At 71.2% G+C, this 23,337-nt stretch carries 29 protein-coding genes; 13 read left to right on the top strand and 16 right to left on the bottom strand.

Annotation, left to right across the window (positions count from 1 at the left end; genetic code table 11):
- Nucleotides 1-27 precede the first annotated feature (27 nt).
- Together AC1DX8_RS16130 and AC1DX8_RS16125 are read right to left on the bottom strand one after the other, a co-directional pair.
- Nucleotides 28-708, bottom strand: coding sequence for a LuxR C-terminal-related transcriptional regulator (locus tag AC1DX8_RS16130; protein ID WP_477630958.1), 681 nt, complete (start codon nt 706-708; stop codon nt 28-30).
- Entirely contained in the window at nt 695-2,164 is a 1,470-nt protein-coding gene (locus AC1DX8_RS16125; protein ID WP_477630957.1) for an ATP-binding protein, read from the bottom strand. Before AC1DX8_RS16125 ends, AC1DX8_RS16130 begins: the two co-directional genes overlap by 14 nt.
- Before the next feature lie 125 nt (nt 2,165-2,289).
- On the opposite strand from AC1DX8_RS16125, the gene AC1DX8_RS16120 reads away from it, so the two are divergent.
- Together AC1DX8_RS16120 and AC1DX8_RS16115 are read left to right on the top strand one after the other, a co-directional pair.
- The gene (locus tag AC1DX8_RS16120) at nt 2,290-3,798 is read left to right on the top strand and encodes a PspC domain-containing protein (RefSeq protein WP_477630956.1); all 1,509 of its coding nucleotides are present in this window, start codon (nt 2,290-2,292) and stop codon (nt 3,796-3,798) included.
- Between the two features lie 5 nt (nt 3,799-3,803).
- Entirely contained in the window at nt 3,804-4,358 is a 555-nt protein-coding gene (locus tag AC1DX8_RS16115; protein ID WP_477630955.1) for a hypothetical protein, read from the top strand.
- Between the two features lie 82 nt (nt 4,359-4,440).
- Here AC1DX8_RS16115 and AC1DX8_RS16110 read toward each other — a convergent pair whose 3' ends face one another.
- Nucleotides 4,441-5,151 (bottom strand): NUDIX hydrolase, encoded by a 711-nt coding sequence (locus AC1DX8_RS16110; protein WP_477630954.1) that lies wholly within the window; start codon nt 5,149-5,151, stop codon nt 4,441-4,443.
- Nucleotides 5,148-6,269 carry a glycosyltransferase family 4 protein gene (locus tag AC1DX8_RS16105; RefSeq protein ID WP_477630953.1) on the bottom strand — a complete coding sequence of 374 codons (1,122 nt, stop codon included), beginning with the start codon at nt 6,267-6,269 and terminating at the stop codon, nt 5,148-5,150. Before AC1DX8_RS16105 ends, AC1DX8_RS16110 begins: the two co-directional genes overlap by 4 nt.
- A 41-nt stretch (nt 6,270-6,310) precedes the next feature.
- Between AC1DX8_RS16105 and AC1DX8_RS16100 the strand changes: the two genes are divergently transcribed.
- Genes AC1DX8_RS16100 through AC1DX8_RS16090 form a run of 3 tightly spaced genes read left to right on the top strand, consistent with a single transcriptional unit; the run spans nt 6,311 to nt 8,668 of the window.
- On the top strand, nt 6,311-7,132 hold the full coding sequence (locus AC1DX8_RS16100) for a PIG-L deacetylase family protein (RefSeq protein ID WP_477630952.1): 822 nt from the start codon (nt 6,311-6,313) through the stop codon (nt 7,130-7,132).
- Nucleotides 7,129-8,235 carry a lysylphosphatidylglycerol synthase transmembrane domain-containing protein gene (locus AC1DX8_RS16095; RefSeq protein WP_477630951.1) on the top strand — a complete coding sequence of 369 codons (1,107 nt, stop codon included), beginning with the start codon at nt 7,129-7,131 and terminating at the stop codon, nt 8,233-8,235. Before AC1DX8_RS16100 ends, AC1DX8_RS16095 begins: the two co-directional genes overlap by 4 nt.
- On the top strand, nt 8,228-8,668 hold the full coding sequence (locus AC1DX8_RS16090) for a hypothetical protein (protein WP_477630950.1): 441 nt from the start codon (nt 8,228-8,230) through the stop codon (nt 8,666-8,668). The genes AC1DX8_RS16095 and AC1DX8_RS16090 overlap by 8 nt, the downstream gene beginning before the upstream one ends.
- Nucleotides 8,669-8,781: 113 nt before the next feature.
- Here AC1DX8_RS16090 and AC1DX8_RS16085 read toward each other — a convergent pair whose 3' ends face one another.
- Together AC1DX8_RS16085 and AC1DX8_RS16080 are read right to left on the bottom strand one after the other, a co-directional pair.
- Nucleotides 8,782-9,603 (bottom strand): type 1 glutamine amidotransferase, encoded by an 822-nt coding sequence (locus tag AC1DX8_RS16085; protein ID WP_477630949.1) that lies wholly within the window; start codon nt 9,601-9,603, stop codon nt 8,782-8,784.
- Complete coding sequence (locus AC1DX8_RS16080; protein ID WP_477630948.1) at nt 9,600-10,922, bottom strand: DUF1727 domain-containing protein; 1,323 nt, start codon at nt 10,920-10,922, stop codon at nt 9,600-9,602. Before AC1DX8_RS16080 ends, AC1DX8_RS16085 begins: the two co-directional genes overlap by 4 nt.
- An 80-nt stretch (nt 10,923-11,002) precedes the next feature.
- Here AC1DX8_RS16080 and AC1DX8_RS16075 point away from each other — a divergent pair, with 80 nt between their 5' ends.
- Nucleotides 11,003-12,232 (top strand): AGE family epimerase/isomerase, encoded by a 1,230-nt coding sequence (locus AC1DX8_RS16075; RefSeq protein WP_477630947.1) that lies wholly within the window; start codon nt 11,003-11,005, stop codon nt 12,230-12,232.
- A gap of 114 nt (nt 12,233-12,346) precedes the next feature.
- Here the strand turns inward: AC1DX8_RS16075 and AC1DX8_RS16070 are convergent, their stop codons facing one another.
- Nucleotides 12,347-12,679, bottom strand: a complete 333-nt coding sequence (locus AC1DX8_RS16070; protein WP_477630946.1) for a hypothetical protein — start codon at nt 12,677-12,679, stop codon at nt 12,347-12,349.
- A 195-nt stretch (nt 12,680-12,874) separates the two neighbouring features.
- Between AC1DX8_RS16070 and AC1DX8_RS16065 the strand changes: the two genes are divergently transcribed.
- Nucleotides 12,875-13,225 (top strand): hypothetical protein, encoded by a 351-nt coding sequence (locus tag AC1DX8_RS16065; protein WP_477630945.1) that lies wholly within the window; start codon nt 12,875-12,877, stop codon nt 13,223-13,225.
- Nucleotides 13,226-13,260: 35 nt separating this feature from the next.
- Here the strand turns inward: AC1DX8_RS16065 and AC1DX8_RS16060 are convergent, their stop codons facing one another.
- Nucleotides 13,261-13,743 (bottom strand): Hcp family type VI secretion system effector, encoded by a 483-nt coding sequence (locus tag AC1DX8_RS16060; RefSeq protein ID WP_477630944.1) that lies wholly within the window; start codon nt 13,741-13,743, stop codon nt 13,261-13,263.
- On the opposite strand from AC1DX8_RS16060, the gene AC1DX8_RS16055 reads away from it, so the two are divergent.
- From AC1DX8_RS16055 to AC1DX8_RS16045, 3 genes are all read left to right on the top strand, one after another.
- Nucleotides 13,742-13,876, top strand: coding sequence for a hypothetical protein (locus tag AC1DX8_RS16055; protein WP_477630943.1), 135 nt, complete (start codon nt 13,742-13,744; stop codon nt 13,874-13,876). The two genes, AC1DX8_RS16060 and AC1DX8_RS16055, sit on opposite strands and share 2 nt — an antisense overlap.
- A gap of 8 nt (nt 13,877-13,884) precedes the next feature.
- A complete protein-coding gene (locus AC1DX8_RS16050; protein ID WP_477630942.1) occupies nt 13,885-14,922 on the top strand; it encodes an alpha/beta fold hydrolase in 1,038 nt (345 codons plus the stop codon).
- A 62-nt stretch (nt 14,923-14,984) separates the two neighbouring features.
- On the top strand, nt 14,985-15,683 hold the full coding sequence (locus tag AC1DX8_RS16045; protein WP_477630941.1) for a class I SAM-dependent methyltransferase: 699 nt from the start codon (nt 14,985-14,987) through the stop codon (nt 15,681-15,683).
- An 18-nt stretch (nt 15,684-15,701) separates the two neighbouring features.
- Here AC1DX8_RS16045 and AC1DX8_RS16040 read toward each other — a convergent pair whose 3' ends face one another.
- Nucleotides 15,702-15,968: a hypothetical protein gene (locus AC1DX8_RS16040; RefSeq protein WP_477630940.1), complete on the bottom strand. Its 267-nt coding sequence runs from the start codon at nt 15,966-15,968 to the stop codon at nt 15,702-15,704.
- A gap of 83 nt (nt 15,969-16,051) precedes the next feature.
- Here AC1DX8_RS16040 and AC1DX8_RS16035 point away from each other — a divergent pair, with 83 nt between their 5' ends.
- Nucleotides 16,052-17,050: an AraC family transcriptional regulator gene (locus AC1DX8_RS16035; RefSeq protein WP_477630939.1), complete on the top strand. Its 999-nt coding sequence runs from the start codon at nt 16,052-16,054 to the stop codon at nt 17,048-17,050.
- Between the two features lie 25 nt (nt 17,051-17,075).
- On the opposite strand, the gene AC1DX8_RS16030 is transcribed toward AC1DX8_RS16035, so the two are convergent.
- Nucleotides 17,076-17,801: a hypothetical protein gene (locus AC1DX8_RS16030; RefSeq protein ID WP_477630938.1), complete on the bottom strand. Its 726-nt coding sequence runs from the start codon at nt 17,799-17,801 to the stop codon at nt 17,076-17,078.
- A gap of 43 nt (nt 17,802-17,844) precedes the next feature.
- Nucleotides 17,845-18,408: a dihydrofolate reductase family protein gene (locus AC1DX8_RS16025; RefSeq protein WP_477630937.1), complete on the bottom strand. Its 564-nt coding sequence runs from the start codon at nt 18,406-18,408 to the stop codon at nt 17,845-17,847.
- A gap of 124 nt (nt 18,409-18,532) precedes the next feature.
- Between AC1DX8_RS16025 and AC1DX8_RS16020 the strand changes: the two genes are divergently transcribed.
- Nucleotides 18,533-19,126, top strand: a complete 594-nt coding sequence (locus AC1DX8_RS16020; RefSeq protein WP_477630936.1) for a YdeI/OmpD-associated family protein — start codon at nt 18,533-18,535, stop codon at nt 19,124-19,126.
- A 68-nt stretch (nt 19,127-19,194) separates the two neighbouring features.
- On the opposite strand, the gene AC1DX8_RS16015 is transcribed toward AC1DX8_RS16020, so the two are convergent.
- Nucleotides 19,195-20,049 (bottom strand): ATP-binding protein, encoded by an 855-nt coding sequence (locus AC1DX8_RS16015; RefSeq protein ID WP_477630935.1) that lies wholly within the window; start codon nt 20,047-20,049, stop codon nt 19,195-19,197.
- Nucleotides 20,050-20,205: 156 nt separating this feature from the next.
- Here AC1DX8_RS16015 and AC1DX8_RS16010 point away from each other — a divergent pair, with 156 nt between their 5' ends.
- Complete coding sequence (locus AC1DX8_RS16010; protein WP_477630934.1) at nt 20,206-20,604, top strand: hypothetical protein; 399 nt, start codon at nt 20,206-20,208, stop codon at nt 20,602-20,604.
- 24 nt (nt 20,605-20,628) lie between these two features.
- Here AC1DX8_RS16010 and AC1DX8_RS16005 read toward each other — a convergent pair whose 3' ends face one another.
- The 4 genes from AC1DX8_RS16005 to AC1DX8_RS15990 form a co-directional block, all read right to left on the bottom strand.
- Nucleotides 20,629-20,751 carry a hypothetical protein gene (locus tag AC1DX8_RS16005; RefSeq protein ID WP_477630933.1) on the bottom strand — a complete coding sequence of 41 codons (123 nt, stop codon included), beginning with the start codon at nt 20,749-20,751 and terminating at the stop codon, nt 20,629-20,631.
- Between the two features lie 104 nt (nt 20,752-20,855).
- Nucleotides 20,856-22,556, bottom strand: a complete 1,701-nt coding sequence (locus tag AC1DX8_RS16000) for a hypothetical protein (protein WP_477630932.1) — start codon at nt 22,554-22,556, stop codon at nt 20,856-20,858.
- 16 nt (nt 22,557-22,572) lie between these two features.
- Entirely contained in the window at nt 22,573-22,986 is a 414-nt protein-coding gene (locus AC1DX8_RS15995) for a hypothetical protein (RefSeq protein WP_477630931.1), read from the bottom strand.
- An 11-nt stretch (nt 22,987-22,997) separates the two neighbouring features.
- On the bottom strand, nt 22,998-23,337 hold a 340-nt coding region (locus AC1DX8_RS15990; protein ID WP_477630930.1), incomplete at its 5' end, for a hypothetical protein.

Here is a 23,337-nt window from a genome sequence, read left to right as displayed (position 1 = left end):
CGCAACAGGTCGCGCCGGCAGCGAGGCTCAGAGGAGGCGGCGTCCCATCGCCCAGGCGGTCAGCTCGTGGCGCGACGACAGCTGGAGCTTGCGCAGCACTGACGAGACGTGGGTCTCGACCGTCTTGACCGAGATGAACAGCTCCTTGGCGACTTCCTTGTACTGGTAGCCGCGGGCGATCAGCCGCATCACCTCGCGCTCCCGAGCCGACAGCCGGTCGAGCTCCTCGTCCACCTGGGCGACCTCTCCGGCTGCAGCGCCGAACGCGTCGAGGACGAACCCGGCCAGTCGCGGCGAGAACACCGCGTCACCGTCGGCCACCCGCTGGATGGCGCGGGTGAGGTCGACGGCGCTGATGGTCTTGGTGACGTAACCACGGGCACCGGCTCGGATGACGGCGATCACGTCCTCGGCTGCGTCGGAGACCGACAGCGCCAGGAACCGCACGGGCTGCCCGTCAGCGGTCTCCAGTCCCTTGCAGCCGTGGATGACGTCGATGCCGCCGTTGCCGTTGCCGCCGGGCAGGTGCACGTCGAGCAGCACCACCGGCGGCTTCACCTGACGGATCACCGCGATGGCGGCATCGACATCGGGAGCCTCGCCCACGATCGACACGGCGCCGCCCAGCTCGGCTCGGACCCCTGACCGGAACATGCGGTGGTCGTCGACGAGGACGACCTCGACGGACTTCTTCTCAGGCGTGTTCACGGGTTTCCTCCGCAGTGGGCTGGATGGTCGTGGGCTGGACGGGCGGGGGCGGGACGGGCGGGGGCGGGACGGTCGGTGGCTGGGCGGTCGGTGGCTGGGCGGTCGGTGGCTGGGCGGTCGGTGGCTGGGCGGCGTCGGTCGCGGGCTGGGGCGGGCGCAGGTCGGGTGGCAGGCTGAGGCTGACCTCGGTGCCGTGCTCGAGCCGGCGGACCCTGGCCGCACCGCCGTGGCGCTCCATCCGCCCCAGGATCGACTGGCGCACCCCGAGGCGGTCCTCGGGGACCTCGCCGACCTCGAAGCCCGGGCCGTGGTCGCGGACGAACGCCTCGACCCCGGCAGGTCCTACCTCGAGGTAGAGCGAGACCGGCGCCGCACCGTGACGGACCGCGTTGAGCAGCGACTCGCGGACAGCCCGCACGAGGGCCTGGCCGCCGTCGTCGAGCGGACGGTCACCGGTGGAGACCACCTCGATGGGTATGCCGTGCAGGTCCTCCACCTCGTGCGCCGCCTCGACCACCGCGGTGGCGAGCGTCGCATCGGAGTCCGCGGGCCCGGCATACAGCCACGAGCGCAGCTCGCGCTCCTGGGCGCGGGCGAGCTGGGTCACCGCCCCCGCGTCGCCGGCCTTGCGCTGGATGAGGGCGAGGGTCTGGAGCACCGAGTCGTGCAGGTGCGCGGCGATGTCGGCGCGCTCGGTCGCCCGGGCCAGCTCGGCCTGCTCGTGGCGCAGGTCGGACCAGAACCGCAACGCCCACGGGGCGGCGATGAGCGCGACGCCCGCGAGCACGGCGAGCACCGCTGCCCCGATGTCCCAGATCGCGGCGAGGGAGCGACCGCGAGTAGCCATGATGACCAGACCGGTCAGTGCCAGCACCCCACCGAACGCGAGGCGGGCAACGCTGAATCTCCTGGTGCCCGTTTCGGATCCGAGCCAACGACCGCGCTGCGAGTCATCGAGCTGGGACCACGCCAGGACGGCTCCGGCGGCGACGACGAGCAGGGGCACGAGGATGCCGAGGCGCGCGTTGAGGCCGGCGTTCTGGGCCACGACGACGAGTCCGATGCCGAGCATCAACCCACCGACCAGCAGCACCCGGGTCGCGTCACGCTCGCCGGCGCCGGTGACGGGCTCGGCGACGATTCCAGCCCTCGCGACGGCCTCGGGGTCGGCCGGGTCGACGGCCCGACGACCTCGACCTACGACTCCTCCACGGGACTGTGGCGTGAGCGCCCAGAGGAAGATGTACGCGACCAGGCCTGCGCCGGTGGGGATCGAGAGCAGCACGAACGCCAACCGGATCCACCGCACCGGCCAGCCCAGGTGGTGGGCCAGACCGATCGCGACCCCCGCGATGACCTTGCCCTCGGCGGGGCGGGTCAGCTGCGGACGTGCGGCGCGGCGTTCTGCGGCCCTCGCCACCGCTGGGGGGACGGGCCGCTCGTAGGGAGTCGGCATGACCTCATCCTGACGCACGAACGCGTGGATACCGAACGTATTCAGGGTGGTCTCGGCACCCTTCAGGGTCGGTTCAGGGTCGACCCTCATGGCAGCACGCTCCCGCCGGCGACACCATGGATGACATGACGCAGAACCCTGGGCCGTCCGCAGGCCCGACCAACCAGACCCACCCCGACGGCCACGCCAGCGGGCTGGACCGCTTCTTCGGCTGGATCCGCTCCGTGGACCTGCGCCGCGACGGCGACGACAAGTGGCTGGCCGGCGTGTGCTCCGGCATCGCCACCCGCCTCGGCGTCGACCCGATCGTGATCCGCGCGGTCCTGGTCCTCCTGGTCGTGCTCGGGGGCGTCGGCATCACCGTCTACCTCATCGCGTGGGCGTTCCTGCCCAACAACCACGAGGAGATCATCGCCGAGAAGGCGCTGCGCGACGGTGACGTGCTCGGCATCATCCTGCTCGTCGTGATCGGCCTGTCGCTCATCGGCGGCGCCGGCCTGAGCGGCGACAACTCCGGCCTCGGCTGGGTCTGGTGGGTGGTCGTCCCGGTCGGCCTCGTCGTGTGGCTCGTCACCCGCAACCGTGACGGTCGCAAGGGGCGCGTGGGCCAGCCGACCTACGGCCCGCCGCCCGCCTCCTACACCCCACCGTCCGCCCCCTACGCACCACCACCGGCTCCCTACGCCGCACCACCGGCGTACGGCCCCCAGCCCGGAGCCTCCTGGCCCGCCGCCACCTCGCCCGCCGCAGCGTGGCCCACCGCCACCTCGCCCGCTGACCAGGCGCAAACCAGCGCCGTTCCCCAGACCACCGATTCCCCGACGCAGGAGTATGCCGCCGTGTCCACCACCTACGCCCCCGCCCCCGGAGCCACTGCTCCCGTGGCCACACCCCCCGGTGGGGTCTACGGACCGCCACCCACCCCGGTCGCGCCGCGGCCCAAGCCGCCGAAGGTGCCCCGCCGTCGCAGTGGAGGCTTCGTCGCCACCCTGCTCGTCGGCGGACTGGCCCTGGCGGCCTACGGTGCGRCCCTGTCGATCCACGACGCGGCCAACTGGCCGGGTAGTGACGAGACGGTGGCCCTGGCCGCAGCTCTCGGCGTCCTCGGCCTCGGCACCCTCGTGCTGGGCCTGCTGGGCCGCCGCGCCGGCTTCACCGGCTTCCTGGCGATCGTCCTGGCGCTGGTCACCTGGACCGCCTCGGTGGTGCCCGACGTGACCTTCGGCGGCGGGGTCGGCGAGCGCACGTGGCGCCCGTCAGCCACCGACACGGCCGACAGGTACCGCCTCAGCATCGGCTCGGCCGCACTCGACCTCGCCGACGCCCCGGACAACCCCGGCACCCCTCGCACGATCGAGGCCCGGGTCGGCATCGGCGAGCTCAGGATCTACATCCCGGAAAACCTCACCGTCGAGGTGCACAGCTCCGTCGGCGCCGGTGACATCTCACGGATGGACACGGCCGGCCTCGGCCCGGTCGCCCCGCTCGGGGTCAACGGCGATGGTGGCCCGATCCAGCTCGACGGGAATGACGGCCGCAACATCAGCACCGTCGAGACCTTCGGCACCGGCACCCCTGACGTCATCGTCGATGCCCACGTGGGCCTCGGCCAGATCCTGATCGGCAAGGAGTGATCCCCATGGCCACGCCCGACACCCCCCGCAACGACGACCAGCAGAACGACCCCCTCGACGACACCACGTTCGAGACGACCGCCGGCGACACGTCCGACGACACCCAGCAGTTGGAGCAGACCGTGCACAGCGACACCACCCACCAGTCCGAGACGACCGAGCAGTTCGAAGGCACCGAGCAGTTCGACCGCACCGAGCAGCTCGACGGCACCGATGCCACGCGGGCCCTCGGGGTCGGTGAGTCGACCACCGGCCACGACCTGTTCGGCAACCCGGTGCACCACGCCGATACCCCGTTCGCCACCTCCAGCGCCGCCGTCGCGGACGAGCACGTCATCGCTCCCCTGCCGGAGCGGCCGACCGGGCCGCACGCCCCAGCCATCGTGCTCGGACTGGTCTGCCTCGCCGTCGCGGGGATCATCCTCGCCCAGGAGCTCGGCAGCCTGACGGTCGACTGGGGCGACATCGGCCCGTTCGGCATCGTCCTCACCGGGGCCGTGCTCGTCCTCTTCGGCCTCGTCGGCCTGCTCACCTCCCGCCGCAACAGCAAGACCAGCTGACCCGCGGCATACCTCACCCGGGGCTGGGCGGCGTGGGACGGGGCCGGGCTGGCTGGTGAGGGGTGGGGACTGGATCGCGGCGTCAGGTCGCGAGCCAGCGCCGCATGTGGGGGGAGAACGACCGGCTCAGGTGGTAGCGGTCGAGCCGGTCCCGGGCCACCCAGCGCACGTCGGCCGTGGACCCGCCCACGTCGTGCACGACCGGGTCGGACGGCTGCGGGCACCACGCGGCATACACGATGCGCACGGCGTGGAAGTCCTCGAGCCGGCCGCTCGGGGCACGCCCGATCCAGTGCGAGGTGTGCGCCTCGAGCAGGCGGACCGACTCGACCTCCTGCCCGCTCTCCTCCCAGACCTCGCGGTGCAGGCCTGCGACCGGGTCCTCGCCGGGGTCCAACCCGCCGCCGGGGAGCGTCCAGCGACCCGGGGCGCTGGTGAGCTCGGAGAGCTCGGTGAGCAGCACCCCACGCTCGCTGGTGACGACCCCGTATGCCGCGGTGCGCTGGTAGGGGCTCGCCTCCTCCCCGGGTGCGAGCACGAGGCCGGGGTCGGTGGGCACCGGTGCGTCGACGTGCGAGACGGCCGAGGCCGGCGTCACGGTGTAGTGCAGGACGAGCGAGCCGTCCTCCCCGCGGCGCGCGTCGTGGAGGTGCGGACGTGACCACCCGAGCCGGGCCAGCTCTCGCACGGGGTCGGCACCGTGGGCAAGGACGAACTCTGCCACGCGCCGGCCGTGGGCTACGTCGGCGCGGACGATGATCGGGTCTCCTTGCGGCACAACGGATTCGGTCATGAGGCACCCGCCCGCTGGTACTCACTCTCGGCCAGCGCGGCCACCGACGGCCAGTCCTGGTCGGGTGCCACGTCGCGGTTGTGGCCCGCGATGCGGGCGCGCAGCCCCGAATCGGTGACGAGTCGTGCCAGCCCTTCGGCGAGCGCGTCGTCGTCGGCGCCGAGGAGGCCGCTGACCCCATCGACGACGAAGTCCCCCACGCCGGTGTCAGCGCGGGCGACGACGGGAAGCCCTGCGGTCCGGGCCTCGAGGGCTGCGATGCCGAACGCCTCCAGCCGGGCCGGTGTGAGGTAGATGTCGCTCTGCCAGTAGCGCTCACGCAGCTCGTCGCGCCCCACGCGTCCGGGCATCGACACCCAGTCCGTCAGGTCGTGGCGCTCGGCGAACCGCTCGAGCCGCGCTCGTTCCGGCCCCTCCCCGAAGAGCGTCAGCCGCATCGGCACGTCGCCCGCCATGAGGTCGCGAGCCCGGGCTGCGACCTCGAGGACCGCCAGCGGTCGCTTGCGTGCCGCGAACCGCATGGCGGCCACGATCTCGACAGGTGACCCAGGCTCAACCGAGGGCCGCTGCGGGGGTCGCCACAGCGCGGTGTCGATGCCGTTGGGAAACACGCGCACCTCGGGCCCGCGCCCGACGACCGCCTGCACGGAGACCGCCGCCACCTCCGACACGGCCGAGAGTGCGGCACCTCGGGCACCCCACCGCCGGGCGTGGCCGAGGGCCCTGAAGACGGGCTGCGAGCGCTCCATCAGGCAGTGCCAGGTGATGGCGGTGGGCATGCCGAGCCCGAGGGCGACGCCGGCGAGGTCGGTGGCGAACGGGCTGACGACCCCCATGTGCACGTGTGCCACGTCGAACCCACCGGCCGTCAGCCGACGCCGCACCTCGGGTGGGGCGAACGGGTTGACGGGCAGCTGCCACGGGAGCCGGAGCGCCATCCGGTGGACCGGGACGCCGTCGACGTCCTCGACGAAACCGTGTCGCTCGCCCTGCGCCCCGAGGGTGGCGGTGAAGACCTCCACCTCGTGCCCGCGCGCCTGCAGCTGGGCCGCGAGGTCGTGCGTCTGGACCTCGATCCCGCCCAACCTGGGCAGGTAACAGTCCGTCAGCAGGGCCACCTTCACAGGCAAGAGCCTGCCATGCGACAGGATGGCCGGTGATGACCCACACGCTCGTGGCCTTCCACGCCCACCCCGACGACGAGGCACTGCTGACCTCGGGCACCTTGGCGCGGGCGGCCGCAGAGGGCCACCGGGTGGTCGTCGTGGTGGCCACCGACGGCAACCTCGGGCTGGCGTCCGACGCCTTCACGGCCGATGGCAACCTGGGTGCGCGCCGGCTCGAGGAGCTGCGCCGCTCGGCGTCGGCCCTGGGGGTCGCGCGGGTCGTCTACCTCGGCTACGCCGACAGCGGCATGGGCCCCGAGCTCCACCCCGACCCGCCTGACCGTCTGCGCTTCCTCAACGCCCCGCTCGACGAGGCGGCAGGACGCCTCGCCGACATCCTGCGCGAGGAGCACGCCGACGTCCTGCTCAGCTACGACCGCAACGGCGGCTACGGCCACCGCGACCACGTCCGCGTGCACGAGGTCGGTGAGCGGGCGGCATACCTCGCGGGCACGCCGCGCGTCCTGGAGGCGACGGTCCCCCGCGACACGATCGCCCGCGCGGTGGACCTCGCCGCGAAGTTCTACCGCTTCCCGCCCGAGTTCGACCGGGCGGCGTTCGGGCGCGCCTTCAGCGCCCGCTCCGAGATCACCCACCGCATCGACGTGCGTCGGTATGCCGCCGCGAAGCGGGCTTCCATGCGCGCGCACGCCTCGCAGGCGAGCGCGCAGGACGGTGCCGACCGCACGCTGGCGGCGTTCCTGCGGATCCCGAGGCCGGTCTACGACCTCGTGTTCGGACGCGAGTGGTTCGTCGACCGCGCCCGCCCAGCAGGCCTTCCCGTGTCGCACGACGTCTTCGAGGGGCTCTCGTGAGCACGGCCGAGGTCAGCGGAGCGCCCGCCGACGGCCCGGGCACGCGACCGCGGTCGCGCGTGCGGACCGTGGTGCAGGGGGCGTTCGGGCTGGGACTGGCGGCGTTCCTGCTCGCGTGGGGAGTGCCGCACTTCGCGAAGACCTCGTGGTCGAAGATCTGGGACGTGCTGACCCAGGTGCCGGCCGGCTCGGCGGTGCTGCTGCTGGGTGGGGTCGTGGTGGGGCTCTACTGCTACACGTTCACCCTCACCGGGTCGATGCGCGGGCTGCGCCACTGGCAGGCGCTGATCGTCAACGTCGCAGGGTCCTCGGTGGGCAACCTGCTGCCCGGGGGCGGCGCCGCAGGCCTGGCCGCGACGTACACGATCTGCCGTTCCTGGGGCTTCTCCCGCCGCGACATCTCGACGTCGGCGATCGTCACCGGGGTCTGGAACGTGTTGGCGCGCATCGCCTTGCCGGTGCTGGCCATCCTCGGGCTGCTCGCCGGCAACGACCAGGACGTCCCCAGCAAGCTCGAGGACCTGGCGGTCGCAGGGGCGATCAGCGGGTCGGTCATCCTCGCGGTGTTCGTCTCGATCCTCGCGTCGGAGCGCGCGGCGGTGGCGATCGGGCAGGGCATCGACAAGGTCATCGGTCGGCTGTGGAAACGACGCAGCATGGCCGTTCGGTCCTTGGTCATCGACCTGCGCACGCGCATCAACGACGTCGTCCGCACGGGCTGGCTGAGCATGACGCTGGGGCTGGTCGGCTTCTTCGGGGTGTACTACCTGCTCTTCCTCGTGTGCGCGCACACCACCGGGGTCAACCTGCCCTACGGGCAGCTCTTCGCGGCCTACGCCATCGGTCGACTGCTGACGGCGGTCGGGGTGACCCCCGGCGGGCTGGGCGTGACCGAGGCGGCGACGACCGTGGCGCTGGTCGGGTGGGGCGCGGGTCGGCCCGAGGCCGCCGCGACCGTGGTGCTCTTCTCCGTCTTCACGCACTTCATCGAGATCCCGCTGGGTGCCCTGGGCTGGGCGGCCTGGTCGATCAGCCCGAAGAAGGCCCCGGTCGAGGAGACCGCGGTGCCCGAGCAGGAGCTGGAGGAGCGCCTCGATGGCTGACGCGGACGACGTCGAACGGGAGAAGGCCGAGCGAGCCGAGCGGGCGGCATACCACGTCGAGGCGGACCGCAAGCGGCGTGAACGCGAGTCGGCGAAGGCCCAGGTGCTGGTCGACGCGTTCGTGGCGAGCGCCCGTGAGGCGGGGTTCCCCACGGAGGAGCTGACCGCGAAGCCGTGGTCCGGAAGCGGGCGCTACCGCACCGGGGTGCAGGGCTGGTACCTGCGGCGCGACCTCTCCATCGGCGTCGGGACCGACGGTGGCTACTACGTGCTCGTCACGGCGCCGCAGCGCTTCGGGCGGTGGCGCACGGTGCCGCTGGAGCCGAGCCCTCCCCCGCTGCAGGTCGGAGCGGGCGCCCGGGACGGCGAGTCGATCGCGCTCGACGCCCTGTTGAAGCTGCGGCTCGACGCCGGTCCCACCACGTTCGCCTGAGCCACCCGCCACTTCTCACCCCCGGCACTTCTGGCCACCCAGCCGTCAGCGCCAGCCGGTTTCAGGGGTCTCGTGCAGCACCCGTGGCCCGAAGTCAGGGGAAGGGGCGGGACTCAGCGCTTGAGGAGGCGACGGACCTGGCGCGAGCGCGCCTCGTCGGCGATGGCGTCGTCCTGCGGGGCCGGCTCGAAGGGTCGCCCCGTCGCCTGCTCGGCGGCGAGCGCGATCAGTGCGTCGGCGAGCCGCGGGTTGGCCGGCAGGATCGGGCCGTGGAGGTAGGACCCGAACACGTTGCCGGTGCGCGCGCCCTCGGTGCCGTCGCTGCCGTTGTTGCCGAACCCGGACCGCACCGTCCCGAACGGAGCCTGCCCGTCGCCGAGCGTCGTCGAGCCTGAGTGGTTCTCGTAGCCGACGACGTCACCGAAGTCGGTCGAGAGCACCACGGGCCCGATCATCCGCTTGGCGTTGCCCTGCGTGGTGACGTCGAGGATGCACAGCCCGGGGAGTCGCTTGCCGTCGACGGTGATGAAGGCATTGCCGAGCAGCTGGTACATGCCGCAGATCATCAGCATCGGGGTGCCACCGTCGGCCAGCGCCCGCAGTCGGTCGGCGATCTGCTCGAGGTCGGCCTCCACGCGCACCTGCCCCGAGTCCTGGCCGCCACCGCCGACGACGAGGTGGGCCTGCTCGGGGAACACCCCGCCGGGGTGGTGCTGGTGGACGACCGGGCTGTAGCCGTGGCGGCGGATGCGGGCCGCGAGCGTGCGGGTGTTGCCGAGGTCGCCGTAGATGCTCATCTCCCGCGGGTAGAGGTGCACGACGTGGATGGCGCCCTTGCCGGCGCGGTCGGCGTCGGGGACGAGCGCGGAGCCGGCGGGCTCACCGGGGATGTGGACGTCCTGCGGGTATGCCGCGGAGTCACCGGGGGTGCTCATGACGCCTCCTCGCCGATGTCGGGCAGGTCGTAGCGCGAGGCGAGCGTGCGGCGCAGCGCCATCATCGCGGTGTAGGTGCAGAAGATCCGCTTCGGCTCGTCGGGGTGCTGGGCGAGGAAGGCGTCGAGCGCCTCGTCGAGGTCAGGCTGCACCGCGGCCACGGGGACGTCGTCGTACTGGAGGCGAAGCGCCATGTCGTAGCCGCGCACACCCGAGGTCACCGCGACGCCGCGCTCGCGCAGGCTCTCGAAGCTCACGTCGTAGAGCCACGACACGTCGCGGCCGTCGGCGTAGTTGTCGTTGATGGCGATCATCGTCGCGACAGGGGTCGAGCCGTAGGTGCCGAGCGCCACGGTGAACCCGGCCGGGTTCTTGACGAGCACGAGCTCCAGCGGCTGGCCGTCGACCATCACCACCTCGCCGCGACCGAAGGGCGGCGTCACCGCACGCAGGGCGGTCGCGGCCGCTTCGGGGTCGAAGGCATCGCCCAGCAGCATCCGGGCTGTGGCCGTGGCTGCCGTGGCGTTGATCATGGCGGCCAGCCCGCGCTGTTGGAGCTCCAGCGGACCGACCGTGCCTGAGCCCGGCCCGCCGTCGCCAGCACCGAACAGCACCTCGAAGGTGCGCTCGTCGCTCGGCTTGAGCAGGCCGTCCTCAGGGCCCGCGACCGGCGGCACGAAGTCGTCCTCGAACCGCACGTCCTGCTCCTGGAGCTCCGGAAGCCGGTCGGCGATCGAGGCGTCCACCCCGAAGTAGCGGACGGCGACGCCCTCGCCGACCCGGTCGCGGATCCGCGACACGAAGGAGTCGTCGAGGTTGAGCACGACGCCGGTGGTCGCCTGCTCGGCCAGCGACGCCAGCAGCTGGGCGGTGTGGTCGATCTCGGCGAAGCGGTCGAGCTGGTCACGGGCCACGTTGAGCAGCAGGGCGTGCGTGGGCCGGACGGCGGCGGCGAACTTGAGCGCGTGCGCCTCGTCGAGCTCGAGCACCGCCATGTCGGCCACCAGCCGGCCCCGCAGGGGCAGCTCCCCGAGCATCGACGAGATGACGCCGCGGGTGAAGTTCGAGCCGGTCGGGTTGGTGAAGACGGTCCGGCCGTGCGCTCGCAGCACCGCGACCAGCATCTTCGTGGTCGTGGTCTTGCCGTTCGTCCCGGTGACGACCACGATCCCGCCGGGCACGTCGGCCAGCGCGTGGGCCAGGAACCCGGGGTCGACGCGCTCCGCGACCAGACCCGGGAGCGCGGAACCGCCGCCCCGCAGTCGCGAGACAGCCCTCGCCGCCTTGCCCGCGACCACCGCCGCCGTCGTCCTCAGCACGCCCCAAACCCTAGTGCGTGCCGTGGCACCCGCTAGGAGCGCCCCGCGCCCTGCGGCGCCACGCGGCATACCATCCACGCATGTCGTCCGCGCCCTTGCCGTCCGCTCCCGACGAGGCCTGGCTGGCGGGTGAGCGCCGACGGCTGTGGAGCTTCGCGCGTGGGTCCGTCCACCCGGCCGGTGGCTTCGCCTGGCTCGACGACCATGGCGCACCCGAGCTCGAGCGACCGGTGCACGCGTGGTTGACATGCCGGATGACGCACGTCGCGGCGCTCGAGGTGATGCAGGGGAACGCCGAGGCAGAGGCGGCGCTCGACCACGGCGTCCGAGCCCTGCGCGGGGCGCTCCGCGACCCGGAGCACGGGGGCTGGTTCAGCGCCGTCGACGCGACCACGCACGAGCCGGTGTCGTCGACGAAGGAGTGCTACGCCCACGCCTTCGTGCTGCTGGCCGCCTCGAGCGCCACTGCGGCCGGGCACCCCGATGGGCAGGCCCTCCTCGACGACGCCCGTGACGTCTTCGCCACGCACTTCTGGAGCGAGTCAGACGGCCTGGCGATGGAGAGCTGGGACCGTGGGTGGCGCACCCCCGAGGACTACCGCGGCGCCAACGCCAACATGCACACCGTCGAGGCGTTGCTCGCGGTGCACGAGGTGACCGGTGATGCCGCGCCGAGGGCCCAGGCCGCGCGCATCACCGAGCAGGTCGTGCACGGGTTCGCCCGGGGCAACGACTGGCGACTGGTCGAGCACTACACCCCTGACTGGCAGCCGCAGCCCGACTACAACCGTGACCAGCCGAACGACCAGTTCCGCCCCTACGGCGTCACCATCGGCCACCTCCTCGAGTGGTCGCGCCTCTCCTTGCACCTGCGCGCCGCCCTCGGTGACGCCGCACCGGCATGGCTGCTCGACGACGCGGTGTCGCTCTTCGACACCGCGGTCGGCACCGGCTGGCACGTCGACGGCGAGGACGGCTTCGTCTACACGACCGACTTCGACGGGCAGCCGGTCGTGCGCAACCGCCTGCACTGGGTGCTCGCGGAGGGGATCGGCGCGGCCTGGGCGCTGGGGCTCCAGGTCGACGACGCGGCATACCGAGACTGGTATGCCGCGTGGTGGGCCCAGGCGGAACGACACTTCATCGACCGCACGAACGGCTCCTGGCGGCACGAGCTGGACCCGTCGAACCGTCCCGCGTCGACCGTCTGGGCCGGCAAGCCGGACGTCTACCACGCCTACCAGGCCGCCCTCCTGCCGTCACTGCCCGCCGCAGGGTCCTTCGCCGRCGCGCTGCTCCGCCGAGGGTAGGACTGCCCGAGGGTCCCCTGACCCCCGCGAGTCTGAGTGATCCGACGGACCAGGGTCCGTCGGATCACTCAAACTCCGCACGCGCGCTGGCGGGTTTGCCGCGCGTGCGGCTCCTCAGAGCTGCAGGACCCGAGCACTGATCTCGTATGCCGCGGCGACGCCCCTGGGGTCGTGCAGCTCGCCCGGGTCGTCGAGCACCGACTGCGGACGTCGGCGCACCGCCTCACTCGGGGCGCCGGACACGAGGTCCTCGCACAGCCCTGCGACGACCAGGTGGGCGTCGTGGTCGTCCAGCCCGTCGAGGGCGAGCCCGTTGTAGAGCAACGTCGCCGCCTCCTCGAACACCTCCCGTGCCATGTCGGGATCCACCTCGGGTCGCTCCCGTGACACCCGCGCGGCGGTGGCGAGCAGCTGGTCGTACGGCGGTTCGAAGGCAGCTGTGGTCATGTGCCGAGGGTCCATGGCCGACCGGTCGTCGGCAACCGAAATACGGGACGGCTGGGCGAGATTGCCCTGAAATGTCACCCTGAACACTGCAGAAGTTCTAATGGCGCAGGTGGAGGCGGTGCCACCGGGGCTGGCTCTAGCGTCGGGGCACGCCCCGCGATGGGCAGGGCGGACATCCGCAATCGGAGGAGCACCATGCGCCTTTCTCGTCTGGTCATCGTCCCGGCCTTCGCCGGGGCGCTCGTTCTCGTCGGGATGTCGGCGGCCAGCGCCGGCGAGATCACCGGCAGCGGCAAGCCACCTGGCGGTGAGGGTCTCGGGTCGGCCCACGCCAACTCCATCTGTGCGTTCTCCGGTCTGGAGGACGGCGATGGTGCCGGCTTCCCCGGACCCGGTGGAGCACCGCCCCAGAACTGGGGACACGTGCAGCAGGCGGAGCGGGCCAACGGCGCCACCGTGCAGGACCTCAAGGCCTCCGGCTTCCAGCCGGGAGACTCCTGCAACGGTCACACCGGCTTCCTGGCCGGGGGCGGCGGAGAGCCGTAAACCGCTGAGGCCCAGCGCGGCTCGCGCGGCGCCGGCTATCCCTCCTTGTGCGTCTTGAGGTCGTACCTGAAGTGGACGCCGGCGTCGAGCGAGCCGTCTGCTTTCTGCGGCTTGTACTCGAGGTCGACCTTCGCGAACGAGAGCCCGACGCTCTCGAGGGTGGCGTCGCCCTCTGCGGTGACACTCGTCGACACGCTCGTCACGAGGAGGTCGGTCATCGTGATGACGAGGTACTCCTGCTGACCCCTGCCGCCCTTGCGCACCGTGATCGTCGCGTCGTTGAGGTGCGCGCCGGTGGCGCAGGCCTTCATCAGGCTCGGCGAGGCCTTGTCGACGTGGTGGGTGAAGGTGAACTCGTGGAAGCTCACCTTGCCGGCGCCGCCACCGCCTCCCTGCCCGGTGGCACCCGACTGGGACAGGCCCCAGGCCCAGGAGAGGACCTCGATCTCGTCCTTGTGCCTCGCGTCCTTGGACTCGCCCTTGATCGTGCCGATCCGGGCGAAGATCGAGCTGGCCATGACGTGTCCTCCTCGGGCTCGGCGCTCGGACCACCCCAAGGTCGACCTGTCGGGTGCTGCTGTCAACCGCCCCGCTGACAACGGGTGGGGCCTCACTCCCCGGGTCGTCTTCACCGCGTCCTCGACGGCATGATGTCGACCGTGGAGCAAGAGCTCGGCGAGACCACCCTGGCGGACGGCACAGTGATCCGGTTCGCTGTCGCAGGCAAGGGCCCGGTGGCGATCTACGTGCCGGGCTGGGTCTCCCACCTCGACCTGGGGTGGGCGGTTCCGGCGGAGCGGCAGTTCTACGAAGGGCTCGCGACCGGCCGGACCCTGGTGCGGTACGACCGGCCCGGCTGCGGCCTCTCCGGACAGACCACCCGCACCGACGTGGTCGAGCTGGAGCTCGAGGTCCTCCAGGCCGTCGCGACCGCCGCCGGGGTGAGGGTCGGGGTCGAGCCCTTCGACCTGGTTGGCGCTTCGTTCGGCGCACCACTGGCGGTGAGGTGGGCTGCCCGCCATCCGGAGTCGGTGGATCGGCTGGTCCTTTACGGCGGCTGGGTCGACGGCGACGGCGTGGCCGACCCTGCCGTGCGAGAGCACGTGCTCGGGCTGGTCGACCAACACTGGGGATTCGCGTCGGACGTCCTGACCGAGATCTTCGCCCCCGACGCGGAGGCCGGGTTCCGCCGGATGTTCTCGCGTTACCAGCGCGAGTCCGCGCCCGCAGCCTGGGCGCACCGGCTGTTGGCGGCATGCTACGCCATCGATGTGTCCGGCGACCTGAGCAGGATCACTGCACGCACGTCGGTCATCCACCGCGAGGGCGATCGAGCCGTGCCCCTTGCCGAGGGCCAACGCCTGGCCGCAGGCATCGACGGCGCCACGCTGACCGTGCTGCCGGGACGGACCCACATCCCGTTCGCCGGTGACTCGCACTCGGTGCTGGACGCCATGCGTCACGGCTTGGGCCTGCCCCCACTGGAACGCGAGGCAGCTCGGCCCTCGTTGACCCAGCGCCAGATGGAGGTGGCGGAGCTGGTGGCGCAGGGCCGGTCGAATCGGCAGATCGCCGACGCGCTGGTCATCACCGAGCGCTCCGCGGAGTCGCACGTCGAACGGATCCGCGCCCGGCTGGGTTTCCGGTCCCGAGCCCAGATCGCGGCCTGGTACGTCTCGTCCAACCGGGCGGACTGACCCTCGCAACTGCGGTATTTCCACTGCTGACGGCGTCACCCCACGTCCGGCAGGCTCGACGAATGACCATTCACCCCAAGCAGTTCGAGACATCCACGACCACGCGCGCCGAGACCCGCACGGACGCCGACCCGTTCGACGAGCACCCCGTTCGCGGGCGCTTCAACTCCGCCTTCTTCTGGCTCATGGGTGGATACATCAACTGGCACATGAACGCCCGCAAGTCCACGGCGTTCGCCRACCTCCCGTCGACCGTGGTCGAGCTGGGCGCGGGCGTCGGAGCGAACCTGCGCTACCTGCCGCCCGGGGCTCGCCTGGTCGCGATCGAACCCAACCCCCACATGCACGCCCGGCTCCGGCAGGCGGCTGGCGCCCATGACGTCGACCTCGAGATCCACAGTGTCGTCGCCGAGCGGATCGACCTGCCCGATGCCAGCGTCGACGCGGTGATCTCCAGCCTCGTGCTGTGCAGCGTCCGCGACCCCGACGCGGTCCTGGCCGAGGTCCGTCGCATCCTGCGGCCCGGTGGGCGGTTCAGCTTCGCCGAGCACGTGGCGGCGAAGTCCGGCACTCCGACGCGCGTCGTGCAGAGGATCCTGCGTCGGCCGTGGGCGTGGGTCTTCGAAGGCTGCTCCTGCGAAAGGGATCTGGCCGGGGCGGTCGAGTCAGCCGGCTTCACGAGCGTCGACCTCACCCACTACCGGATCCGGTCGCCGCTCGTGCCGTTCAACACCCACATCGCCGGCACCGCCATCTCCTAGCAGTGAGGGTGGGCCCCGTCACGACGCGTGCACCCCTTGCCGCGCCCGGATCGTCCTGCCCTGCAAGGGCCCACCCAGGGCGGCACTGATCCAGCAGATGTCGAGCAGCCCGGCGGAGAGCGGGAAGACGCTCCAGGCCACCGCCGCAATCCCCCACCAGCGGTCGAGGAAGAGGATGCCGAACGCCAACCAGGTCACGCCGGCCCCCAGCCGGAAGGCGCGGCCGGTGGGTCCATTGACCCAGCGGGAGAAGTCGCTCGCGTTGAACCGCTCGGCGCGCGACATCAGAGTCGCCCATCCCCGTAGTGCGTCATCGCGGTCTCCTTCGTGTGCTGATTCCCGTGTGTCGTGGTGACAAACTCAGTCTCATGACCACGGCGCGCTCGGACCATGACCGGGATGCCGCACCAGTTGACCGATCCGCCGGACTGGCGGGTGCCCTCGCACGGATCCGCCTCACCGGGGCGATCTTCCTGCACAGCGAGTACACCGAGGCGTGGGCGTACGAGTCGATGGCGTCGCACGACCTGGCCGCGGTGTTGGCTCCCGACGCTGCGCAGATCGTCATCTTCCACGTCGTCGTCTCCGGCAGCTGCTGGGTCGAGGCTGGGTCCCACAGGGTCTGGGCCCACGAGGGCGACGTCATCGTGCTGCCCTACAACGACCAGCACCGGATGGGCGGGCACGAGACGGCGGAGATCGTCCCCGTCATGCAGCTCATCGACCCACCGCCGTGGAATGCCTTGCCGCACATCGTCCATGGCCTCGGCGGCGCGCGCAGTGAGCTCGTGTGCGGCTTCCTCGCGTGTGACGACCGGTTGTTCGACCCGGGCCTCGGTGTCTTCCCTCCGGTGTTCGTCGTCACGCCGCCCGAGGGGCCGATCCGCTCGTGGGTCAGGGCCAGCAGCGACTTGGTCCTCCAGCAGACGAGTCTCGCCGACGACCGCATCGCGGCACCGACCGACATACCTCAACTGCTCCTGCGTGAGGTCCTCAAGCTGCACCTGGCCAACGCGCCGACGACGGACACCGGCTGGCTGGGCGCGCTCCGCGACCCGGTCGTTGCGCCCGCGCTGGCTGCCATCCATGGGGATCCCGGCCGCAAGTGGACGCTCGCGGACCTCGCCCGGGAGGCCACCACCTCATCCACCGTGTTGGACGAACGATTCCGGGCGGCGCTCGGGCTCGCACCGATCCGCTACCTCACCGGCTGGCGGATGCACGTGGCTGAGGATCTCCTGCGGACCACGACGTTGCCTGTCGCCGCGATCGCCCCGCGGGTCGGGTACGAGTCGGAGGAGGCGTTCAGCCGCGCCTTCAAGCGCGACCACGGGACGGCGCCCAGCGTCTGGCGCGTCGTGCGCTGACTTCACCGAGGCATCCTCGGGAGGGTCAGTCCGGTCGAGGAAGCCAGTGCTCCGGTGGACCCTGCGGGTACTGCTCCATGCCTTCGCGCAGTCTCGCCGCGAACGCATCGAAAGCGTGGCGTGGCCAGCCTTCGGGGGGCGCGGAGGATCCGTAGCTGGTCACCCGGAGGCCGCGCAGCGGCTCCGGAACCTCTGGAGGGGGACCACTGAACCGCGCAGCGATCTCGGTCAGGCGCTCCTCCGCGGCCGCCACGTCGCCCTGCAGCCACAGCGCGGCGGTCAGATAGGGCGTGAGCCGCATCGGTCCATGGCCTGCGCGCAGCTCACGGACCATCGCGTCGAGACTGGTCCGCTGCTCGATCCACGGGAGCCCGAATCCCCGCACAGCACGGGCCACCTCGTGGCTCACGGCTTCATTGGCCTCCGGGGCCGCGGCCGCGATCAGCCAACGATCACGCGTGAGGTCATCCGGCCCATCCAGGAGCGCGACGAGGCTGTGGCGGATGGTCGGCTGGGGGTACGGGCTCTTCGCCGTGGCCGCGGTGAGTGCACTGGCAATGGCGTTCACGCGCTCATGGATGACTCCCACCCAGGGGTTGAGCCGCCACTGGTGCGGCAACCCGCGGTTGGTGGCGAGCGCCAGCAGCCCGCTGACTCCCGGACTGAGGGGGAGCGTGTAGAAGGCGTCGGCGCGCTTGCGCCAGCCGTCGGCGACGAGAGGAGGCCACGCCTTGAGAGCCGGGTTGGACACACCGGGAGCATACGAAGGACACTCGGCCGGCGTCGTCGTTTGCTCAGCCCACGCGGTAGTTCAGCAGCAGTGCTCCACTCGGCGTGGGTCTGGCGCTGACGAGGTCGAGCTGCCGGGTGCCGTCGACACCGGAGAACAGGCGTCGTCCGCTGAACCCGACCGTCGGCCCCACCACCAGCTGGAGCTCGTCGACGAGCCCCGCGGCCAGCATCGACTGGGCCAGTTGGACGCTGCCGTGGACACCGATGTCGCCGCCGGTCCCAGCCTTGAGGTCACCGACGACCTGCGCCAGGGGGCCATGAACCGCCTCGGCGTTGTGCCATGGCGTCGACAAGGGCGATGACGTCACGACGTACTTCCGCACGCCGTTGATGAAGCTGGCGAACGGCTCGTACTTCGCAGTGGGCCAGAACCGTGACCACTGGTCGTACATGGTCCGACCGAGCAGGACCGCATCCTGCGTCGCGATGACGCTCGCCTCGTTCTCCTCCATCACGGCATCGAACTCGGGGACCTCGGCCTGCTCTTGGCTCGAGGCGAAGAACCGGTCCGGGTCGTCAACGGCCCCGTCGAGGGACATCAGGGTGTAGAGCACGACCTTGCGCATGGGGACTCCTGGATCGCTGGTGGGGTGGGGCGAAGAAGAGACCGCGCCGGGCTCCGGAACTCAGCGGTGCATCCCAGGCTGACCTGACGAGAGCTCTGTCGGTGAGCGGTGACAGGATCGCAGCATGTCAGGCGACRACACGCCCGAGGAGCTGGCTGGCCAGCCAGTGATCTCGTTCGCGAGTGTGCCCGACTGCGAGGCATGGTTCGCCGAACAGCGCGTCCCCCATCGAGGCTTCTGGCTCAAGATCGGGAAGGTGGGCGCGGCAGAGACAGTCAACTACGCCGAGGCGCTCGAGATCGCCCTCTGCCACGGCTGGATCGACGGGCAGAAGCGGGCACACGACGAGTCCTACTGGTTGCAGCGCTTCACCCCGCGCGGGCCGCGGAGCACGTGGTCGCAGATCAACAGGGACAAGGCCGAGGCGCTGATCAAGGCGGGTCGCATGCACCCCGCCGGTCAGGCACAGGTCGACGCGGCCAAGGCGGACGGCCGGTGGGCGGCGGCGTATGCCGGCCAGAACAGCGCGACCGTTCCCGAGGACCTGGCTGCCGCGCTCGCGACCGACCCGCAAGCCAAGGCGTTCTTCGACACCCTCTCGGGCTCCAACCGCTTTGCGATCCTCTACCGCGTCCACGAGGCGAAGCGGCCGGAGACTCGGGCCGCGCGCATCGCGAAGTTCGTCCAGATGTGCCACGACCAGGAGACCCTCCACTGACTCGTGGCGAGCTGCGGCGAACCGCGTGCGTATGTCGAAGTGTGCAGGGTGACCGGTGGACGCATTGCTCACTCGGCTGGCTGCGCCGGCTCGAGCACGAACCACACAGCCATCCCTCCTGCGTCCAGCTGGGAACCCCACCTCGTGGAGAAGGCGTCCACGAGCTGCAGCCCCCGACCGTGGACGGCCAACGGATCCTGACTGACGTGGGTGGGATCGATGATGACGTTCGAGCCGCTGTCGCGAACGGTGGTGGTGAGCACCCCTTCGTCGAGGACGAGGCGAAGCTCGCAGCCGGCCTCGGTGTGGATCACGGCGTTGGTGACCAGTTCGCTCAGGCACAGGAGGGCGCTGCTGATCGTGGCTCCGTCGACGTCCCATGCCGTCAGGGTTCTGGACGCGAAGTGGCGCGCATGAGCGACTGCCTGGGGGTCCGCAGTGACGGAGAAGGTGGCCGCGCGGGCACCCTCGGGCACCGGCTCTGCCTGCAAGGACAGGCTGGCCCGGGTGGTGGCCCGCTGGATCCGGCGGAGCTCAGCGCCCAGCCGTGCCCCCAGCTTCTCCAGGTCCATCAACTGTGGCTGGTCGAAGGGCTGCGGCGTGTCGAAGAACAACGCGAATCCGCCGAGGACGTGGCCGGCCGCGACGATGGGGACCGTTGCCAGCGCTCGCGTGTTCGGGGGCTGGCGCTCGGTGAATGCCCGATAGCGGCGAGCCAGCTCGTGCAGTGACCCCAGCACGGCTTTCCCGGTGCGTACGGTGTGGGTCAGCGGGACGTCCTCATAGGCGTCGATCTCGCACCACGGGATGCTGCTGCCGCCGTCGCGGTCGCTCGCGGTGAACAACAGCCGTCGCCCACCGCCCTCCGCGAGCGCCAGCCCCGCCCGATAGGCGCCTGGCACATCGGCCAGCTGTGCGAGCACGGACCGAGCCCATGGCTCCCCCTCAGGGACGGGTCTGCTTGCGACGTGAGGCGTCACCCTCGCAGGCTAGCGGCGTGCCACCGAAGCCCGAAACCCCGCGGGCGTCCGCGGGGGCACCTCACGAAGTCTGTCGGCGACGTGGCAGGCTCTCCCAGCATGAGTCCTGTGAACCTGGAGACGTTGCGCCTCTTCCTGCATGTACTGGCCGCGACGGTCTGGGTCGGGGGCCAGATCACTCTCGCCGCACTGGTCCCGGCGCTTCGCGTGGCCGGGACCGACGTGCCGAAGGCTGCCGCCAATGCCTTCAACCGAATCGCTTGGCCCGCCTTCGGGGTCTTGCTGCTGACCGGAATCTGGAACGTGCTCGCGGAGGGCGACAAGGGACCGGCATACCAGCACACCCTGATGGTCAAGTACACCCTGGTGATCGCCTCCGGCGTGACCGCCTTTCTGCACGCTCGAGTGGCCTCGCGCAAGGCAATGGCGATCTTCGGGGCGCTCACCGGACTCACTGCGCTTGCCACGTTGTTCGTCGGGATCATGCTCGCCGCCTGACTCGCCGAAGCTGCGATGCGTAGCTCAGCGCACGAGCAGGTTGAGCACGACCGTCAGCACGACCGACAGAAGCACTGACACGAGGATCATCGTGAGGCAGCCTGCAGCGCCACCGAGGGGCCGGACGTCGACTCTTCCCATACGCATGGGGCATGTCTACCCCGCCTCATGGACCTGAGTCAGTCGGGGCAGTGGTGGCCGCCTACCGCTCGGTGTGATGCGGCTTGTCCTCGGTCGTCCTCAGGGCAGGGTCACAGTTCCCAGGTCGACGGATGGTCGGCGTCCGGCTCGTAGCTGCAGGTGAAGCCGGTCCGGATGTGGGTTGCCAGGTGGCGGCCGACGACTGGATCGGCAGTCGTGATCGTGTCGATGGCAGAGACGATCGCCTTGCGCACTGTCACGCGGGCGCGTTCGCTGCTGCCTCCGACGTGCCGGGGCTGTCCACCGAGTCCGGTGGCCGCCGAGACCTCGGCCAGCAGTGCGGCTCGCTCCGCGACCAGGGTCTCCGCGCCCGTGGAGTCGCCGGTCGCGTCGGCGGCATCGAGCGCTTCATCAAGTTGTCGGAGGCGACGGCGGTAGGCGGCTAGCGCCGTTGCGTCGGCTCGGGTTCCGAGGTCGCTCTCAGCCACGGCACCCCCGGCGAGCGTGAAGGCGTCGATCCCGGTGCCCGGCCGGGAGAGCAGCACGTGCAGGTGGGCCATTCCCTTGCGTGCTGGCGCTGGGGTCGTGGTGCCGCCGTGGCCGACCAGCCACGTCCCGGGAGGGCCGGGACGCAGCGTCATCCGGCTGTCCGTCGTCCGGCTCACGCTGCCGACCGCCGGCACCGTGGGAGCCCATTGCTCGAGCCGCTGGTGCCACCAGGTGGCGCCGATCCGCGTGTACGTCGCCAGCGCCTGCGCCCGAAGGCGTGCGGCCTGCGCGTGATCGCCGCGGAGCTCCGCGGCTCGGGAGAGCGTGTCGTCGGTGACGCCGTGGAACATCACCCCACCTGAGGCGACAACTGGCCGGCCGGCGTATGGCGCGAGCAGAGGTGCAACCCGAGCGATGAGGTCAGCGTCGTCGGCCTGCAGAGCGACGTCCAGGACCAGCTGGACCGTCGGCAGGAAGCTGAAGTCGCGCGGCAGTGCAGCCAGCACACCGAAATCGAAGGTCGCCGCCAGCGCGTGCGCGCGCTCGATCTCGCCCGCGCCGACCCACATCCAGGCCGCCTCGGCGTAGAGCTCGCGGATGCCTTCAGCGGTCGCGAATTCCTCTGCCAACTGGGCCAGCTCGGCGGCCGTGGCCCGGTCGCCACTGTGGACCGCGGCATACCCACGCATGCCGGAAACCACGAGCCAGCCGTCGGCCAGCCCGGCTGGCTCCAAGGCCCTGCTTGCCAGCTCGACGAGTGCTGCGGCGGTGTCCGTCCGCCCCCGAAGCAGGTCGAGGGTGAGGCGTCGTGACGCCGCGAAGAACATCGCTCGCGACGATTCCTCCCCGAGCACCTCCAGGGCACGCATCTGGCGGTTCATCGCCGGTAGGTCGAGCAGTTCCATCGCGACGGTGAGCATCCACAGGTGGGCCTGAGTGCGTGCCTCCACGTCGGTGAGGTGGGCGGTGACATCGTCGAGCTGCCGCGCCAACCCCGTGCGGACCGTCAGCTCGTCGGGCCCCCAGTGCGTGGCCAGCGCGGCGTCGAGCGCATCGGCGAGGAGTGCCCCGTCACCGGTTGCGGCCGCGTGGGTGAGGGCGGCATCCGCGAACGGGACCGCGCGGGTGTGGGCCCCGGCGTAGGCCCAACAGCGCGCCAGGGTGGCGCCAAGCCGGGCGCGGGCGCGGTCGTCGCTGGAGGCCTCGAAGGCCTCGTGCAGGACCGCGGGGATCCTGCCGGGCTCGGTGCCGAAGACATACGTCTCAGCCAGGCGCAGCGCCTGGCCTGCCGGGTTCGGGAGGTCCCCCGCGGTGGGTCCCACAGGCTCCATGGTGGCACTACGGACGCAGCAGGGTCACCGTGCTCGCGTGCTCGCGCTGGCGGTCCTCGTCCCAGTCGCCGGTGCAGTAGAGCGTGAAGTCAGAAACGGCACCGTTCTCGTCGAGGTCGAGGATGAAGCCCTCCCGGCAGTACCACTGCTGGCCGCCATCGTCCCAGCGCTCCTCCAGCTTGATCAGGTAGCCGGTCTCCGTGGGCGTGACCCGCTCCAGCCGGACGCGCCCGGGCGGGGCATGCAGCCGCCGCCGGCCGGCGATGAGCTCGTCCGCACCGTCAGTCTGGATGCGCCAGTGCGGGAAGGTCAGGTCGCCGAAGACGGTCGGCGCGAACAGGCCCTCGGGGGCAATGCCTCCGCTCTCGAGGAACTCGACGAACTTGTCGAGGCTGGTCTGGACGGTGGGYGACAATGACATCGTCGAGGTCGTCATCTCGCACCCGCTCCCGCTGCGGCGAGGTTGCGCTCGACAACCGCCATCGTCTCGCCGAGAGCGTCGGTCGGGCTGAACTCGACGACGCTGGTGCCGGCCGAGACCAGCGGCAGGTGGCCGGGCGCTGCGTAGTAGGCCTCACCGGCAGCGTAGGTCTCCACGTGGTCGGCCCATCGGAACGTGATCTGGCCGGACTGGACGACGCCCCAGTGGGGGCACTGGCAACGGTTGTCCGCCAGCCCGACGAAGAGCGGCGCAGGGTCCGCGTCTTCCGGATAGGTCTCGAAGCCGACGGTGTAGCCGCCGAGCTCGGCGTACCGACCCTGGATCTGGGGA

The sequence above is a fragment of the Pedococcus sp. P2_A3 genome, from assembly GCF_056405035.1.
This window is presented reverse-complemented; position numbering and strand designations above follow the sequence as displayed.